Here is a 14,791-nt window from a genome sequence, read left to right as displayed (position 1 = left end):
ACGCATCACTGCATCAACGCCAATCGCGCCGCCAGTAACAAAAAAGCTGCCGAGAATAGCCGGCGCAACCACTGCAACACGGATGGACGCTCCAGAACATGGTGGCGCATCGATGCGCAGAACACGCCATAGATGACGAAGACGGCAAAGGTGATCGCCATGAAGATGAAGCTCAGTTGCAGCATGCGCCACATGGCATCCGTTTTTCCTGGCGCGAGAAATGGCGGTAGAAAGGCCAGGAAAAAAATCGACAGCTTTGGATTCAGCAGGTTGAGCAAGATGCCCGAAAAAATCACCGCGCCATTCGAGCGCGGAGTCTTGTGCGGATCAATATGCAATGCCCCATGGCTCTGGAGCGTGCTCCATGCCATCCACAGCAGGTAAGCGACGCCCAGGTACTTGATGATCTCGAAGGCCAGTGGGCTGGTGTGCAGCAGTGCAGCGAGGCCCGTGATGGCTGCCAGCATGTGCGGCACGATCCCCAGGGTGCAACTCAATGCGGCTATCACACTCGCGCGCCAGCCCCGGGCCAGGCCAGCTGCAACCGTATAGACCACACCAGTGCCAGGCGAAGCTGCGACGATCAGGGAAGTGATAAAAAAATCGAGGTTCATGCGACGCCGACCTTGGCAGTTATGAAGTCTCCAGCCTGCCAGCGGTGAGGAGGAGCGTCTTGAACGAAATTGCAGGTCGCTACGGGTGTCCTTGCCGGGCGTACATGCCCGGTGAAAATCCAAAGCTGCGCACGAAGCATCGGGTCATATGGCTCTGATCGGCGAAACCGCTGGCCAGGGACGCATCGGCCAGCGGCATGCCTGCAGCGATCAGTTGTCGTGTTCGGTGGATGCGTCGTTGCAGCAGATAGGCGTGGGGTGTCAAACCGGTCAGGCGGGTGAAGGCGCGCACCAGTTGAAAGCGGCTTAAATCGGCCTCCCTGGCGAGCAGGGCAAGCGACATGGACGACTGTGGATCGTCGTCGATCAAGGCTTTCGCACGGTTTGCCGCGACCTCCGGCAAAGACGCTATCGGCATGGAGCGATCCAGCAAATGTTCGAGCAAAAGCGCGAGCGTTTCTTCGATCTTCAGGTGATCGCCAAACTCCTCGGCTTGAGCGACGGCTTGGTACAAAGTGCGGAACAATGCTGCCGCACGCGGGCTTTGCAGCACCGGGTAAGCGAATTCCTGGGCACAGCTGCCCCCATCGTTCGCCATATCCTTGAATGCCTGCGCAATCAGCGGCGGGTCGAAATACAGCATTTGCCAACGACGCGTTCCGTTTCCGATGGGCGCGCCGTCATGCACTTCGGCAGGATTGACCGATATAAGGTCGCCAGCCGTTGCTTCTACCTGGCCTCGGCCGCTGGCTGAACGTTGCGCCCCGCGCACAAGCAAGCCAATGCCAAAATGTTCGTGCATATGCCGGACAAACGTTCGATCTGAATCGGCTTCGACGATGTCCACGCCCAACCCTGGGATTCTTTGGATCTTGAATGCGTGACCTGTCATGCAGGCCTCCGGGCCCATGCTTTTAGCGAATCAATTTAGCATCACTGCCATGGATCAGCAGTGGTGCTGATTCGATGGCTCTGATGAGCGCTTGAAATGCAGGTTTGGGCCAAACGCCAGGCAAAAAAAAGCCAGCACGAGGCTGGCTTGAGTATTTGGGGGCTATCAGGTCGCGTCTGCGGCCATTTCTGCGTCATGGGCAATCAGCGAAACGAGGGCGTTCTGCTGGCGATGGGAGAGTTGTCGGAAGCGTTGAAGCAGTTCGCGCTCATGCAATGACAGCTCCGGGCTGTCCAGGCGCATGCTCAACTCTTCACCCAACGCGCCTTCCTGAATAAGGCTTTGCTCAAGACGCGCGATGATTTCAGAGTTCATGCTGCGGTGATGATTGCGAGCCACTTCGGCAATGCGTTCCCGCATTCCGTCTGGCAGACGTACGACGAACTTGTCAGCCGTACGGCTGGAATAAATTGCCTGTTTCAATGGGCGCATATATTTAACCGGTTAGTTCAGGGGAGCGGTTCTCGGGATTGGCCGCAGGATGTCGATAGGACAAGCTCCATTGCCAAATGTTCAACCTGAATTGTTAAGAGGCCCGCATCATGCCTCAAAATTGCCAGATCATTGGCGCCAATTCTGTGACAAATTCTGATCCGGGTAAAGGCGTTCTGCCAGTACCCTTCATCAAAAAATGCGGACTGGTTGGTAAAAAACAACAGGTTCGCATCTGTGACCGTCGGATTGTGTCTATGTGCCATACCGTCTGGCGGATAACGGAAATGGACAAAAACCTGTGCCGTCCCTGTCTTGTACAGGATAGTGGCAAATGGCCGATTTACTAGGATAAGTGAGCCAGGACAGATGAATGGCGGCCCAAGCTCGGCGTCCAGGATCTGTCAGCCTTACAGGGAGTACTATTTGCCTACACTTAAAAAGCCATGGGCGACATGACAAACGCAGGGCAGGTCGTTAACATGCACGCCGTCCTGCGCACCGCGTCTCTCGTGGTCGACTCGTGTCTCAGTAGCTCAATTGGATAGAGCATCCCCCTCCTAAGGGGAAGGTTGGCAGTTCGAACCTGCCCTGGGACACCATTATAAACAATGGGTTAGCGAAATTGCCGCTGACTTTTCCTGCTCGCATCCCCATCTCCCGAACGATCAACAACCTCGCCACGGGTTCTGTGTTTAGCTGATCCTTCGCACTCGGTTTCTGCCACGCGTTTCCCCTTAACGGAACGCCATCTCCTGCCGATAACCCGATGAGCCCGGTTGTCTTCTGCGTTTCGGCTCGCAATGTGCGTCACGACTCAGCCAGGCCAAGCGGTTGCTGAAATCCCTTGAACGTTGCTGGTTGGTGGCTATCATCTGCGCGCTTCGGGGCTGTGACACGGCGTTTCGTTGTTATGCCATTGGGTTATTTTCTTACTTGCCTGGACATCCTCGATGCTGGCGTACCACCAAAAAAGTTTTCTGATCGTCGATGATTTCTCGGATTTTCGCAGTTCGATCCGCTCCATGCTGCGTGAGCTGGGCGTCAAGGACGTGGACACCGCCGACACCGGTGAAGTGGCGCTGCGCATGTGCTCGCAGAAACGCTATGACTTCATCTTGCAGGATTATCACCTGGGCGATGGGCGCAAGAATGGCCAGCAGGTGCTTGAAGACCTGATGGTCGAAAAGTTGATCAGCCATGAAAGTGTTTTCCTCATGGTGACCGCCGAGACCAGCCAGGCGATGGTGCTCAGTGCCTTGGAGCATGAGCCCGATGCGTACCTGACCAAACCGTTCAACCGCTCCGGCCTGGCCCAGCGGCTGGAGCGGCTCGAGCAGCGCAAGACCCTGCTCAAGCCAATCCTGCAGGCCCTCGATCGTGGCAAGCCGATGGAAGTGCTCAATGCCTGCATCGCCTTGTGCAAGCAGGACCCGCGCTACGGGCCGTTGTGCCTGCGTTATCGGGCTGATGCGTTGCGCGACCTGAATCAGAACGAGGCCCTTGAACGACTGTACAACTCGATCATCGCGGATCGCCCGTTGCCGTGGGCCTACGTGGGGCTGGGCAAGTTGATGTTCAAGCGTGGCCAGGTGGGGCAGGCCAAGGCCGTTTATGAAAAGGCCTTGAAAGTCTTTCCAATGATGCCGGCGTTGTACGACGGCATGGCCGACGTGCTGGTGGCCGAAGGTGACACCAAACAGGCGCAGCACGTGCTGGAAGAGGCGGTGCGCCTGTCGCCGCTGGCGGTGCGCCGCCAATCGTTGTTGGGCAAGCTGGCGATGACCAACGAAGACTATGACACGGCTTCCCGCGCCTATCGCCAGGCGGTCGGGCAGGGCGCGCAGTCGCGCTTCAAGGACCCGGAAAGCAACCTCGGCCTGGCCCATGCGTTGATCAGCAAGGGCAGCGAAAAAGGCCTCGACACCCGCACCCGGCTGGAGATCAACACGACTCTCAGCGCCGTGGCGAAGGAGAACCTCAACGACCCGGGGTTGCAGGTTCGGGCGCGGCTGATGAAGGCCACCAGCCTGTTGCTCAACGATGCCGAAACCGCCGAGAAGCTCACCGAACAGGCCTTGCAGCGTCTCGATGGCATGGAGCAGTTCATGAGCGCCGAGGCTGCGTTGCTGGTGGCCAAGCAATTGCAAATGCTTGGCCAGACCAGCGCCGGCGAGTCGATGCTCAAGAACTGCGCGGAAATCTACGGTGATGACCCGACGGTGATGCAAGGCATCGCCAAGCTCACCGACGACCCGAACATCCTCAATCAGGGCAATGCCGCCGCCGAGTTGAACCGCGAAGGCGTGCGGGTCTACAAGACCGGCGCGTTGCCGGAGGCGCGGGAGCTGTTCCGCCGCGCCCTGAAGATGCAACCGAAGAACATCAGTATTGCCCTGAACATGGCGCAATCGCTGCTGCATGGCACCGACACCAGTGTGGAGTCGGAACTGCTGCAGGAGTGCCGCGCCTGCCTGAAACTGGTGGGCATGATGCCCGACACCGATGCGCGTTTTGCGCGTTATCAAAAACTGCGAAGCAAGGCATTTGGCGATGAATGACAGCGAACAGGCCCTCGATTTTTCCACGGTGATCGCGTCTACCGTGCACGACATGAAGAACTCCCTGACCTTGCTCATGCAGGCGCATACGCAATGGCTCGAGCGCTTGCCCGACGCCGAGCGCCAGACCTCGGAGCAAGGCGTCATCGAGTTCGAGTTCGCCCATCTCAATGGTTTGCTGGTGCAACTGCTGGGGCTGTACAAGCTCGGTGTCAACCAGTTGCCGCTGCACCCGGCCTACCATGAGCTGGATGACTTCATCGAGGCGCAACTGGCCGGCCATCAGGATGTGTTCCGCAGTCGCGGGATCATGGTCACCTATGACGTCGATCCGCTCAGCCCCTTGGGCTTTTTCGACCGTGAGCTGGTGGCGTCGGTGCTCGACAATTGCATCAACAACGCCATTCGCCATGCGCGCCAGGCGCTGCTGATCAGTGTCAGCGATGAGGCCGGGCAATTGGTGCTGACTATCAACGACGACGGCGAAGGTTACCCGCCAGAGATGATCGAGCGTCAGGCCGAGTATGTGCAGGGCATCAACCACAGCAGCGGCAGCACCGGGCTGGGCCTGTACTTCGCCGCGCGGATCGCCGGGCTGCATCAGCGCGGCGGGGTGAGCGGGCGCACCGAGATTGCCAATGGCGGTGTGTTGGGTGGTGGGGTGTTCCGGCTTTATCTGCCCTGAGCGTGCCCTTCATAAAGATCCCTGGCACCACAAATTCCCTGTGGGAGCGAGCCTGCTCGCGATGGCGTCGGCTCAGCCAATATTGAGTTGACTGATACATCGCCATCGCGAGCAGGCTCGCTCCCACAATGTATTCCAAGGCTTGTAGTTTATTTTTGTGGGTGCTTGATATTCCGAACAGCTGAAGCCTATTTTGTACGGGTTGCCGTTCGCGGCTCGCACATAACAAGGATTGCGTCATGACGACCGATGGCCAGCGTTCACTCGCGCAGCGACTGACGGGCATTGATGAGATTGAATGTGTCACGCCGGATTTGAATGGCGTGCCGCGGGGCAAGGTAATGACCGCTGAGGGTTTCCTCGAAGGCCGGCGGCTGCAGTTGGCGCGGGGCGTGCTGCTGCAATGCATCATGGGCGGTTATCCGCCGTCGCGTTTCTACGGCAGCGACGACGGCGACCTGGCGTTGGTGGCCGATCCGAAACAGATCCACCGCCTGCCCTGGAGCCAACAGCCCCGCGCCCTGGCGATCTGCGACGCCGACGAGCTGACCGGTGAAAGCTCGCGGCTCTCGACGCGCGGCCAGCTCAAGGCGGTTGTCGCTCGTTATGCCGCCCTTGGCCTGGCCCCGGTGGTGGCGACCGAACTGGAATTCTTCGTGTTCGCCCCCAACCCGGACCCGACCCAGCCGTTCCAGCCGCCGATGGGCCTGGATGGGCGTCGCGAAGACGGCCATTCGGCGTTCAGCGTCTGCTCCAACAACGGCCTGCGCCCGTTCTTCAGTGAAGTCTATGCCTGCATGGCGGCGCTGGGCCTGCCTCGCGACACCTTCATGCATGAAATGGGCGTGAGCCAGTTCGAGATCAATCTGCTGCACGGCGATCCGCTGTTGCTGGCCGACCAGACGTTCCTGTTCAAGCACCTGCTCAAGGAAGTGGCCCTCAAGCACGGCCTGACCGTGGTCTGCATGGCCAAGCCCCTGGCCCACACGCCGGGCAGCTCGATGCATATCCACCAGAGCGTCGTCGAGGCGGACAGCGGTCGCAACGTCTTCAGCGACGAGGCAGGCGAACCGACGGCCGCTTTCCGGCACTTCATCGGTGGGCAACAGGCATGCCTGGCGGATTTCACCGCGTTGTTCGCGCCGAATGTGAATTCCTACCAGCGCCTGTGCCACCCGTTCGCCTCACCGAACAATGCCTGTTGGTCCCATGACAACCGTTCGGCCGGGTTGCGGATTCCCGCCAGCTCGCCAGTGGCCCGGCGGGTCGAGAACCGCTTGCCGGGGGCCGATGCCAACCCCTATCTGGCGATTGCTGCCAGCCTGGCCGCCGGGCTGTATGGGATCGAACATCACCTGGAGCCGAGCGCGGCGATCCAGGGCGAATTCGAAGTGCCGGATAATCTGTCGCTGCCATGTACCTTGCATGCCGCCTTGGAGCGTCTGAAGCGTAGTCATCTGGCGAAGGAACTGTTCGGTACGGAGTTCATCGAAGGCTACATCGCCTCCAAGACCTTGGAACTGACCAGCTTCTTCGATGAAATCACGCCCTGGGAGCGGCGTGTCCTCGCGGCCCAGGCATAACGAACCGTCGCATTCGGGCTATCTTCAACAGGTAGCCCTTACTCACCTCAAGGAGCCGCTCGGAACGCCGATGCGCCAAATCTGGAAACCTTTTCGAGCGCTTTATTTCGCCTCGCTGATGATGTTGATCGGCTCGGGCCTCTTGAGTACTTACCTGGCCTTGCGCCTGGCCGCCGACCATGTGGACAGCCTCTGGGTTGGTGCGCTGATGGCTGCCAACTATTTCGGCCTGGTTCTGGGTGGCAAGATCGGCCACCGGCTGATCGCCCGCGTCGGCCACATCCGCGCCTATTCGGCCTGCGCCGGGATTGTCGGGGCGGCCGTGCTGGGCCATGGCCTGGTGGACTGGCTGCCGGCCTGGATCGTGCTGCGGATGATCGTCGGCCTCGGGATGATGTGCCAGTACATGGTCATCGAGAGCTGGCTCAACGAACAGGCCGACGCCAAGCAGCGTGGCGTGGTGTTCAGCGGCTACATGATTGCCTCCTATCTGGGGCTGGTGCTGGGCCAGTTGATCCTGGTCATGCACCCGGCCCTGGGGCCTGAGCTGTTGATGCTGGTGGCGCTGTGCTTCGCCTTGTGCCTGGTGCCGGTGACACTGACCCGGCGAATTCACCCGGCGGCGCTGCATCCGGCGCCCATGGAGCCGCGTTTCTTCATCAAGCGTGTGCCGCAGTCATTGAGTACGGTGCTGGGTTCCGGGTTGATCGTCGGCTCGTTCTATGGCCTGGCGCCCCTGTATGCCTCTCAGCAGGGCCTGTCGACCGAGCAGGTCGGTCTGTTCATGGGTAGCTGCATCTTTGCCGGACTGTTGGTGCAGTGGCCGCTGGGGTGGCTGTCCGACCGTTATGACCGGGCGCTGCTGATCCGCTGCTTTGCGCTGGTCCTGACGATCTGTGCGCTGCCATTGGCAATTCTTCCGACGGTGCCGCTGGAGGTGCTGTTCGTCGCGGGATTCTTCTGTTCGCTGGTGCAGTTCTGCCTCTATCCGCTGGCGGTGGCATTTTCCAACGACCACGTCGAAGCTGATCGAAGGGTGTCCCTGACCGCGATGCTGCTGGTGACCTATGGCGTTGGCGCCAGTATCGGGCCGCTGGTGGCCGGTGTGCTGATGAAGATGTTCGGCAGCCAGATGCTCTACGCCTTCTTCGCTTTCTTCGCCTTGGTGCTGGTGTGGCGGATCCGGCCGAAAGCGGTGACCAACCTGCATCAGGTCGATGACGCACCGCTGCATCACGTGGCAATGCCGGACAGCATGTCGAGTTCGCCTTTGGTGGCGTGCCTTGATCCACGGGTGGATGAGCAGGTGGTGCAGGAGCAGATGCAGTCGCCGGCCAATCCGGACGTGGAGCCTGAGCCGACCACTGAGGCTGCGGCCGAGGCTGAAACAGAAACCGAGGCGCCTGAGACACCGAGTTTTACCCAGGCCAGGCCTTGAAGCAGGCATAAAAAAACGGGCAGTCACCGCAAGGGACTGCCCGTTTTTTATGCCTCGAAAATCAGAGGTCGTCTTTATCGAAGCGCCGGGCTTCTCGCTGGAGCTGATAGACGAACCGCTCGACCTGCCGTTGCACCAGGCCGCTGATGTTGTGGAAGCGTACACCGGCGAACGTGGTGTTGATCCTTTCTTCGAAATGCAGGTAGCGCAGCTCGACTGGCGCGGTCATGTTGCCAAACGGCAGGGCTGCGATGAAGCGCTCGTACACCTGGCCCAATTGCAGACGCTCCGTGATGTCGCCCTCGAAGCGCAACTTGCAACCGGTGGCGGAAATGTCCAGCAGCTTGCCATCCACCGGGGACTTCATCTTGTCGCCGCCCAGTTCAACGCTCACCAGTTGAGCCAGTTTCAGGGCGGCGCGGAAGGCGTTGCGACGTTGGTGGTAGACCACTTCGTCGGGCAGGGCGCCGCGATAGCAGCGACCGTCGTTGGATTCATCAATGGTCAGTGGGCCCTTGCCATCCCATGCGATGCGCACGCCGTCATGGAAACCCTCGACACGAAACGGCTCGCCGGCCAGCAGGAAACGCTCGCCGTCCCGGGGGATCATTTCATCCAGGGCAATGGAGTTGGTCTCGCGATCGACGTTGACCAGATAACTCTGGAAGCGCTGGGTGCGTTCGTGGAAGGTAATGATCAGCGGGTCGTGGCTTTCTTGCAGCATCCGCAGGTTGCCGGAGATTTCCAGGGGCGTGGTGAGGACCTTGGGCGGCTGCGGAGCATCATCCGCGTTTGAGGCATTGAACACGGTGAGTCAATCTCCAGGCAAAATACGACTACGAAAGGCGGGCATTTTGCCAGCATGTATCGCGCGTTGATAGAGCGAAGGCATTGTTCGTTTCATGCCTGGCTGAGCGGGCGGTGCTTGACCATTCGGGCCGTTGAACCGCTAGCGTCATACAGCGTCGGGATCTCGCCACCGTTGAGAATGCGCAACTGGTTGGCGGTGGCGGCCTGCTGCATCAGGATCGACTGGCCGTTGCGGGCGTTGGTCGCCTGGCATTGGGCGAGCAGGTCGTTGAGCACGTTGCTCTGGGACAGCAACTGATCGCCGAGGGTCGACTGGCTGGCCAACTGCTCAAGGCCGTCATGATTGGCGGGCAGGTTGAGGCTGGCGAGGATCTCGCTGCGTTTGCGGCCATGCTGGTCAAGCAAGATGATCAATGCCTGTTTCTGCGCCAGGATATTCTCCAGCAGAGGCATGTCGCGACCGTGCAGTGCCACGGATTCGGCCTGCAACAATTCCAGCAATTGTTGTGCTGGAACAAAGTCGTCGATGATCAGTTGCAATAAATGAGTGTCGTGCATGGCTGGCCTTGGGTCTTAGCGTCCAAAAGCCTGGCGCAGGCGGTGGCCTAGCGCTGGGCTTCGAAGTTGAGCAGTTTGCTGGCTACGCGGTTGCTGTCGACTTTGTAGCTGCCATCGGCGATTGCTGCTTTCAACTCGGCCACGCGGGCGTTGTCGACGACAGGTTGATCGCGCAGCTTGTCAGTGACCTTCTGCAACTGCTGAGCCTCAGTGCTGAGGTGTACCGACTCCCCGTTGCTGACTTGTTCGGCGGGTGTAGGCAGCGGCGCGGATTTGCCGGCTTCGGCGGTTTCCTTGGTGGCGCTGGTACGCGTAGTGCCTGTCAGCGGTGAAGAGCTGTTTAAACGATTGAAATCGATGACCATGGTAAAAAACCTCTGGGTATTTGGACGCTTGCCATGTTTTCGGCCATCCCCCAAAAAACTTTAGGCTCATTTATACAATGAGCGTGCGCACGTCTGCGCTTGCCTTTGTGTAAGGCACAGTCTAGGGAACACCGGGATCAAGCGCCAGCTTTCTACCTCCTCTACCCAATCACTACATCGCCACTTCCACTTGGCCAGGGGCCATCACTTGCGCCTTGATCACGCGCTGGGAATTGAGGTTTTTTACCCGTATCTGTTCACGCATGCCGCCGTTGGACAGGGCCTCGCCGGGCATCCGCACGGCCAGGGAGCCGCTGCGGGCGGTGATGACCACTTGGTCGCCCTTGCGGACCACCTCGGCCTGCTCCAGGTGCACCAGCGTCACGACCTGATCGGCGACCATTGGTCGGACAAGTTTCTGCCCGATGGCCTGGTCGACGGAGGTCAGGAAGCCCTGGGTGATCTGGCTGATGTCCCGTTCGCGCAAGATCACGTCCTGGGGCTCGACGATCCCGGCCCGTTTAAGCGGACGAGTGGTGGTGACAATGTCTCGAAACAGGCGCACTTGAGCGGGCACGAACACCGTCCAGGGCGCGGCGCTGTCGCAACGAACCTTCACCGTGACGCGGCCCAGGGGCCGGGCCGGGCTCTCCAGCGACGCAGTCAATTCCTTGTCACACATGGGCATGCGCAAGCGTGGGTCGAGCTGGTTGACTTCGATTTCGTAACGACCTTCGGTTTGACTGGTAGCCAGATAGTCTTCTACGGTGAATTCAAGAAAGCCCTGAGTGACGCCGATAAGTAGATCAGGCAAGGTAACCGGAACTGCAGCAAGGGCAGGACCGCCCGAAGCGAACAAGCAGACAGCCAGCAGTGCACCGAGCCAGTGGCGGCAGTGAGTGGTCAGGCGTCGAGAAAATGTCGTTTGTGCGTTCATGCCGGTTCAATAGCAAGCCCCGTGCCGTTTAGTGATGAATGCGCGTCGGACACATTAGCGTTATGTAGGAGTCAGGGCATGGCGGGAGTAATGGATTCGGTAAACCAGCGCACTCAGCTGGTCGGTCAGAATCGCCTCGAGCTGTTGTTGTTCCGTCTCGACGGCCAACAAATGTATGGGATCAACGTATTCAAGGTTCGCGAGGTGCTGCAATGCCCCAAGCTGACCCTGATGCCCAAGTCCAATCCCGTCGTGTGCGGCGTGGCGAATATCCGCGGGGCGACCATCCCGATTCTCGACCTGGCGATGGCGACGGGTTCCGGCCGGCTGCTGGACCAGAGCAATCCGTTTGTGATCATCACCGAGTACAACACCAAGACCCAGGGTTTTCTGGTGCGCTCGGTGGAGCGGATCGTCAACATGAACTGGGAGGAGATCCATCCGCCACCCAAGGGCACCGGCCGCGATCACTACCTGACGGCGGTGACCCGGGTCGATAACCAACTGGTGGAAATCATCGACGTGGAGAAGATCCTTGCCGAAGTGGCGCCCACCACGGAGACCATTTCCCTGGGCGTGGTCGATGCCGAAACCCAGCACAAGGCGATTTCACTGCGCGTACTGACCGTTGATGATTCTTCGGTGGCACGTAAGCAAGTCACCCGTTGTCTACAAACGATCGGCGTCGAGGTGGTGGCCTTGAACGATGGACGGCAGGCGCTGGATTACCTGCGCAAACTGGTCGACGAGGGCAAGAAGCCGGAAGAAGAGTTTCTGATGATGATCTCCGACATCGAGATGCCGGAGATGGACGGGTACACCCTGACCTCGGAAATCCGCAGCGACCCGCGCATGCAAAAGCTGCACATCATCTTGCATACTTCGTTGTCCGGGGTTTTCAACCAGGCGATGGTCAAGAAGGTCGGTGCCGACGATTTCCTGGCGAAATTCCGCCCCGATGACCTGGCTTCCCGGGTCGTCGATCGGATCAAGGCAGCAGAATAAAGTAAAGGTCGGGCGCGTGGTGCGCCCGGCAAGTCAACACGATGAAAGAGGCGGTATCTTGTCTACGGGTAATTTGGATTTCGAACAGTTCCGGGTCTTCCTGGAAAAAGCCTGTGGCATCTTGCTTGGTGAAAACAAGCAGTACCTGGTGTCGAGCCGTCTCAATAAATTGATGGAGCAACAGGGCCTCAAGTCATTGGGCGAGCTGGTGCAGCGTATCCAGACCCAACCGCGCAGCGGCTTGCGCGAGATGGTGGTGGACGCCATGACCACCAACGAAACACTGTGGTTTCGTGACACCTATCCGTTCGAGGTGCTGAAGAACAGAGTGCTGCCGGCAGCCATCAAGGCCAGCCCGGGCCAGCGCCTGCGAATCTGGTCGGCGGCCTGTTCATCGGGGCAGGAACCCTATTCGCTGTCGATGTCCATCGATGAGTTCGAACGCTCCAACCTCGGCCAGTTGAAAGGCGGCGTGCAGATCGTCGCCACCGACCTGTCCGGAACCATGCTCAACAACTGCAAGACCGGCGAGTACGACAGCCTGGCCATCGGCCGTGGCCTGTCGCCGGATCGCCTGCAACGGTTCTTCGATCCGAAAGGGCCGGGTAAATGGGTGGTCAAGGCGCCGATCAAGAGCCGGGTGGAGTTCCGCTCGTTCAACCTGTTGGACAGCTACGCCAGCCTGGGCAAGTTCGACATCGTGTTCTGCCGCAACGTGCTGATCTACTTCTCTGCCGAAGTGAAGAAAGACATCCTGCTGCGCATCCACAGCACGCTCAAGCCGGGTGGTTACCTGTTCCTCGGCGCCTCCGAGGCGTTGAACGGTTTGCCGGATCATTACCAGATGGTCCAATGCAGCCCGGGGATCATCTACCAGGCAAAGTGATTGGCTTGAGCTGTCAAAAAAACGGGAGTCCCAAGGGGCTCCCGTTTTTTTTGCCTGCCAGTTTCCCCCAATCCACCACAGTCTCCTGTGGGAGCGAGCCTGCTCGCGATACGGTATTCCAGGCGACATCAATGTGAACTGACACACCGCTATCGCGAGCAGGCTCGCTCCCACAATGGAACGCATTCATCCTGCAGAAGCGGCAGAAAAGCGGCAGCCGGCGGAAACCCGTTGCCGCTTTTCTGGCATTGCCGCGTTGCCGGTGCCCGCAAAGCCCCGGTTTATGGGGTTTCTGAAAATGGCACGGCGCTTGCTTTAGCCGTCGTACGTACATTCTGGTCACCCAAAGGTTTCCGCCATGAGCATCAGCTTCGATAAAGCGCTCGGTATCCACGAACAGGCCCTGAGCTTCCGCGCCCAGCGTGCCGAAGTCCTGGCCAACAACATCGCCAACGCCGACACCCCGAACTACAAGGCGCGTGACCTGGACTTCTCCAAGGTGCTCGCCGAGCAGAGCGAGAAGACCAAGAACGGCCACTTCGCCCTGAACATGACCAACACCCGTCATATCGAAGCCGAAGGCCTGGGCAATGGCGACGAATCGCTGATGTATCGCACGCCGATGCAGCCGTCGATCGACCAGAACACCGTGGACGCTCAACTGGAACAGTCCAACTACACGGAAAACTCCGTGAACTTCCAGGCCAGCTTCACCCTGCTCAACAGCAAGTTCAAAGGGCTGGTATCGGCCCTGCGCGGAGAGTAAGCCATGTCGATTGCTAGCGTATTCAACATTGCCGGCAGTGCCATGAGTGCCCAGACCACTCGCCTGAACACCGTCGCCAGTAACATCGCCAACGCCGAGACCGTTTCGTCGAGCATCGACCAGACCTACCGCGCCCGCCACCCGGTATTCGCCACCATGTTCCAGGGCGGCCAGTCCGGCGGCAGCGATTCGCTGTTCCAGGAGCAGGACGCGGCCGGGCAGGGCGTACAAGTGCTTGGCGTGGTCGAAGACCAGAGCAACCTCGATGCCCGTTATGAGCCAAACCATCCGGCTGCCGACGCCAAGGGCTACGTCTACTACCCGAACGTCAACGTCGTCGAAGAAATGGCCGACATGATTTCCGCCAGCCGTTCGTTCCAGACCAACGTCGAAATGATGAACACCGCCAAAACCATGATGCAGAAGGTCCTGACCCTCGGTCAGTGATAAGGGGCGAGTCACATGAGCGTTACCAATACGACAAGTGGTTTGAGCCTCAACGAGATTCTGGCCAACTCCTCGGTCAAGACCAACACCACGACTGATTCCCTGGGCACGGTGACTGGTTCGGCGACCGGCAAGAAGGAATTGGGCAAGGATGCGTTCCTGCAGTTGCTCGTGACCCAGCTGAAAAACCAGAACCCGCTGGAGCCACAGGATAACGGCGAGTTCGTTGCCCAGTTGGCGCAGTTCAGCAGCCTGGAAGGCATCACCACCCTCAACGAGACGGTGAGCGGCATCGCCGGCAACTACAACTCGTCCCAGGCCTTGCAGGCCTCGTCGCTGGTGGGCCGCTCGGTCATTGCCCCGGGTGACAAGGCGGTGGTCGATACCTCCAAGAGCCTCAACGGCACGGTGGTGGTACCGACATCGGTGTCTTCTGTCGCCGTCAAGATCGTGGACAAGGACGGCAAGACCGTTCGCACCATCGACTTGGGCAGCCAGAACGCCGGCAATTCCGCGTTCATCTGGGATGGCAAGAACGATGCGGGCACGGTCGTTGAATCGGGCACTTACACCTTCGCGGCCTCGACCACCATCGACGGCAAGGCCACGTCGTTGATCACCAACCTGCCGGCCACGGTCAGCAGCGTGACGATCAGCCAGACGGGCGGTGAACTGATGCTCAACCTGGCCGGACTGGGCAGCATTGCCCTGTCCAAAGTACAAACTATTGGTATGTAGAGCCGACTAACCGG

The 14,791-nt window shown here is 59.5% G+C and carries 16 protein-coding genes and 1 tRNA gene; 10 read left to right on the top strand and 7 right to left on the bottom strand.

Going from position 1 to position 14,791, the window contains the following annotated elements:
- Window positions 1-5: 5 nt before the first annotated feature.
- From B0E42_RS09305 to B0E42_RS09295, 3 genes are all read right to left on the bottom strand, one after another.
- Complete coding sequence (locus B0E42_RS09305; protein WP_077506254.1) at window positions 6-614, bottom strand: LysE family translocator; 609 nt, start codon at window positions 612-614, stop codon at window positions 6-8.
- A gap of 79 nt (window positions 615-693) precedes the next feature.
- Entirely contained in the window at window positions 694-1,506 is an 813-nt protein-coding gene (locus B0E42_RS09300) for an AraC family transcriptional regulator (protein ID WP_077506253.1), read from the bottom strand.
- Between the two features lie 165 nt (window positions 1,507-1,671).
- Window positions 1,672-1,998 carry an Arc family DNA-binding protein gene (locus B0E42_RS09295; RefSeq protein ID WP_003204761.1) on the bottom strand — a complete coding sequence of 109 codons (327 nt, stop codon included), beginning with the start codon at window positions 1,996-1,998 and terminating at the stop codon, window positions 1,672-1,674.
- Window positions 1,999-2,523: 525 nt separating this feature from the next.
- Between B0E42_RS09295 and B0E42_RS09285 the strand changes: the two genes are divergently transcribed.
- The 5 genes from B0E42_RS09285 to B0E42_RS09265 all read left to right on the top strand — a co-directional run bounded on the left by B0E42_RS09285 (window position 2,524) and on the right by B0E42_RS09265 (window position 8,265).
- A tRNA-Arg gene (locus tag B0E42_RS09285) sits at window positions 2,524-2,600 on the top strand.
- Between the two features lie 351 nt (window positions 2,601-2,951).
- Entirely contained in the window at window positions 2,952-4,559 is a 1,608-nt protein-coding gene (locus B0E42_RS09280; protein ID WP_018612623.1) for a tetratricopeptide repeat-containing response regulator, read from the top strand.
- Window positions 4,552-5,244, top strand: a complete 693-nt coding sequence (locus tag B0E42_RS09275; RefSeq protein ID WP_077506252.1) for a sensor histidine kinase KdpD — start codon at window positions 4,552-4,554, stop codon at window positions 5,242-5,244. The genes B0E42_RS09280 and B0E42_RS09275 overlap by 8 nt, the downstream gene beginning before the upstream one ends.
- 341 nt (window positions 5,245-5,585) lie before the next feature.
- On the top strand, window positions 5,586-6,827 hold the full coding sequence (locus tag B0E42_RS09270; protein ID WP_168188503.1) for a glutamine synthetase family protein: 1,242 nt from the start codon (window positions 5,586-5,588) through the stop codon (window positions 6,825-6,827).
- A 70-nt stretch (window positions 6,828-6,897) separates the two neighbouring features.
- Window positions 6,898-8,265: an MFS transporter gene (locus tag B0E42_RS09265; RefSeq protein ID WP_018610264.1), complete on the top strand. Its 1,368-nt coding sequence runs from the start codon at window positions 6,898-6,900 to the stop codon at window positions 8,263-8,265.
- A 61-nt stretch (window positions 8,266-8,326) separates the two neighbouring features.
- Here B0E42_RS09265 and B0E42_RS09260 read toward each other — a convergent pair whose 3' ends face one another.
- The 4 genes from B0E42_RS09260 to flgA form a co-directional block, all read right to left on the bottom strand.
- The gene (locus tag B0E42_RS09260) at window positions 8,327-9,073 is read right to left on the bottom strand and encodes a flagellar brake protein (RefSeq protein WP_053181165.1); all 747 of its coding nucleotides are present in this window, start codon (window positions 9,071-9,073) and stop codon (window positions 8,327-8,329) included.
- 92 nt (window positions 9,074-9,165) lie between these two features.
- Window positions 9,166-9,633: a flagella synthesis protein FlgN gene (locus B0E42_RS09255; RefSeq protein WP_018610267.1), complete on the bottom strand. Its 468-nt coding sequence runs from the start codon at window positions 9,631-9,633 to the stop codon at window positions 9,166-9,168.
- A gap of 47 nt (window positions 9,634-9,680) precedes the next feature.
- Complete coding sequence (flgM, locus tag B0E42_RS09250) at window positions 9,681-9,998, bottom strand: flagellar biosynthesis anti-sigma factor FlgM (RefSeq protein WP_018610269.1); 318 nt, start codon at window positions 9,996-9,998, stop codon at window positions 9,681-9,683.
- Window positions 9,999-10,170: 172 nt separating this feature from the next.
- Complete coding sequence (flgA, locus tag B0E42_RS09245) at window positions 10,171-10,935, bottom strand: flagellar basal body P-ring formation chaperone FlgA (protein WP_018610271.1); 765 nt, start codon at window positions 10,933-10,935, stop codon at window positions 10,171-10,173.
- Window positions 10,936-11,013: 78 nt separating this feature from the next.
- On the opposite strand from flgA, the gene B0E42_RS09240 reads away from it, so the two are divergent.
- The 5 genes from B0E42_RS09240 to flgD all read left to right on the top strand — a co-directional run bounded on the left by B0E42_RS09240 (window position 11,014) and on the right by flgD (window position 14,777).
- Window positions 11,014-11,940: a chemotaxis protein CheV gene (locus tag B0E42_RS09240; RefSeq protein WP_018610273.1), complete on the top strand. Its 927-nt coding sequence runs from the start codon at window positions 11,014-11,016 to the stop codon at window positions 11,938-11,940.
- A gap of 58 nt (window positions 11,941-11,998) precedes the next feature.
- Window positions 11,999-12,826: a protein-glutamate O-methyltransferase CheR gene (cheR, locus tag B0E42_RS09235; RefSeq protein ID WP_018610275.1), complete on the top strand. Its 828-nt coding sequence runs from the start codon at window positions 11,999-12,001 to the stop codon at window positions 12,824-12,826.
- A 358-nt stretch (window positions 12,827-13,184) separates the two neighbouring features.
- Complete coding sequence (gene flgB / locus B0E42_RS09230) at window positions 13,185-13,592, top strand: flagellar basal body rod protein FlgB (RefSeq protein WP_018610277.1); 408 nt, start codon at window positions 13,185-13,187, stop codon at window positions 13,590-13,592.
- A 3-nt stretch (window positions 13,593-13,595) separates the two neighbouring features.
- The gene (gene flgC, locus B0E42_RS09225; protein ID WP_014339780.1) at window positions 13,596-14,039 is read left to right on the top strand and encodes a flagellar basal body rod protein FlgC; all 444 of its coding nucleotides are present in this window, start codon (window positions 13,596-13,598) and stop codon (window positions 14,037-14,039) included.
- Window positions 14,040-14,054: 15 nt separating this feature from the next.
- Window positions 14,055-14,777, top strand: a complete 723-nt coding sequence (gene flgD, locus B0E42_RS09220; RefSeq protein WP_053181162.1) for a flagellar hook assembly protein FlgD — start codon at window positions 14,055-14,057, stop codon at window positions 14,775-14,777.
- The last annotated feature ends 14 nt before the right edge of the window (window positions 14,778-14,791 follow it).

The organism is Pseudomonas sp. A25(2017) (genome assembly GCF_002001065.1).
GTDB classification, from domain to species: Bacteria; Pseudomonadota; Gammaproteobacteria; order Pseudomonadales; family Pseudomonadaceae; genus Aquipseudomonas; species Aquipseudomonas kilonensis.
Note: the sequence above shows the minus strand (reverse complement) of the source record. Positions and strands in the feature narration are given on the sequence as shown.

Excerpts from the sequence above, each read along its gene's own strand:
- flgD (WP_053181162.1), top strand. The coding sequence starts at position 14,055 with ATGAGCGTTACCAATACGACAAGTGGTTTGAGCCTCAACGAGATTCTG.
- B0E42_RS09265 (WP_018610264.1), top strand. The coding sequence starts at position 6,898 with ATGCGCCAAATCTGGAAACCTTTTCGAGCGCTTTATTTCGCCTCGCTG.
- B0E42_RS09305 (WP_077506254.1), bottom strand. The coding sequence starts at position 614 with ATGAACCTCGATTTTTTTATCACTTCCCTGATCGTCGCAGCTTCGCCT.
- B0E42_RS09280 (WP_018612623.1), top strand. The coding sequence starts at position 2,952 with ATGCTGGCGTACCACCAAAAAAGTTTTCTGATCGTCGATGATTTCTCG.
- B0E42_RS09240 (WP_018610273.1), top strand. The coding sequence starts at position 11,014 with ATGGCGGGAGTAATGGATTCGGTAAACCAGCGCACTCAGCTGGTCGGT.
- flgA (WP_018610271.1), bottom strand. The coding sequence starts at position 10,935 with ATGAACGCACAAACGACATTTTCTCGACGCCTGACCACTCACTGCCGC.
- B0E42_RS09295 (WP_003204761.1), bottom strand. The coding sequence starts at position 1,998 with ATGCGCCCATTGAAACAGGCAATTTATTCCAGCCGTACGGCTGACAAG.
- B0E42_RS09255 (WP_018610267.1), bottom strand. The coding sequence starts at position 9,633 with ATGCACGACACTCATTTATTGCAACTGATCATCGACGACTTTGTTCCA.
- flgB (WP_018610277.1), top strand. The coding sequence starts at position 13,185 with ATGAGCATCAGCTTCGATAAAGCGCTCGGTATCCACGAACAGGCCCTG.
- flgM (WP_018610269.1), bottom strand. The coding sequence starts at position 9,998 with ATGGTCATCGATTTCAATCGTTTAAACAGCTCTTCACCGCTGACAGGC.
- B0E42_RS09300 (WP_077506253.1), bottom strand. The coding sequence starts at position 1,506 with ATGACAGGTCACGCATTCAAGATCCAAAGAATCCCAGGGTTGGGCGTG.
- B0E42_RS09270 (WP_168188503.1), top strand. The coding sequence starts at position 5,586 with ATGACCGCTGAGGGTTTCCTCGAAGGCCGGCGGCTGCAGTTGGCGCGG.
- flgC (WP_014339780.1), top strand. The coding sequence starts at position 13,596 with ATGTCGATTGCTAGCGTATTCAACATTGCCGGCAGTGCCATGAGTGCC.
- B0E42_RS09275 (WP_077506252.1), top strand. The coding sequence starts at position 4,552 with ATGAATGACAGCGAACAGGCCCTCGATTTTTCCACGGTGATCGCGTCT.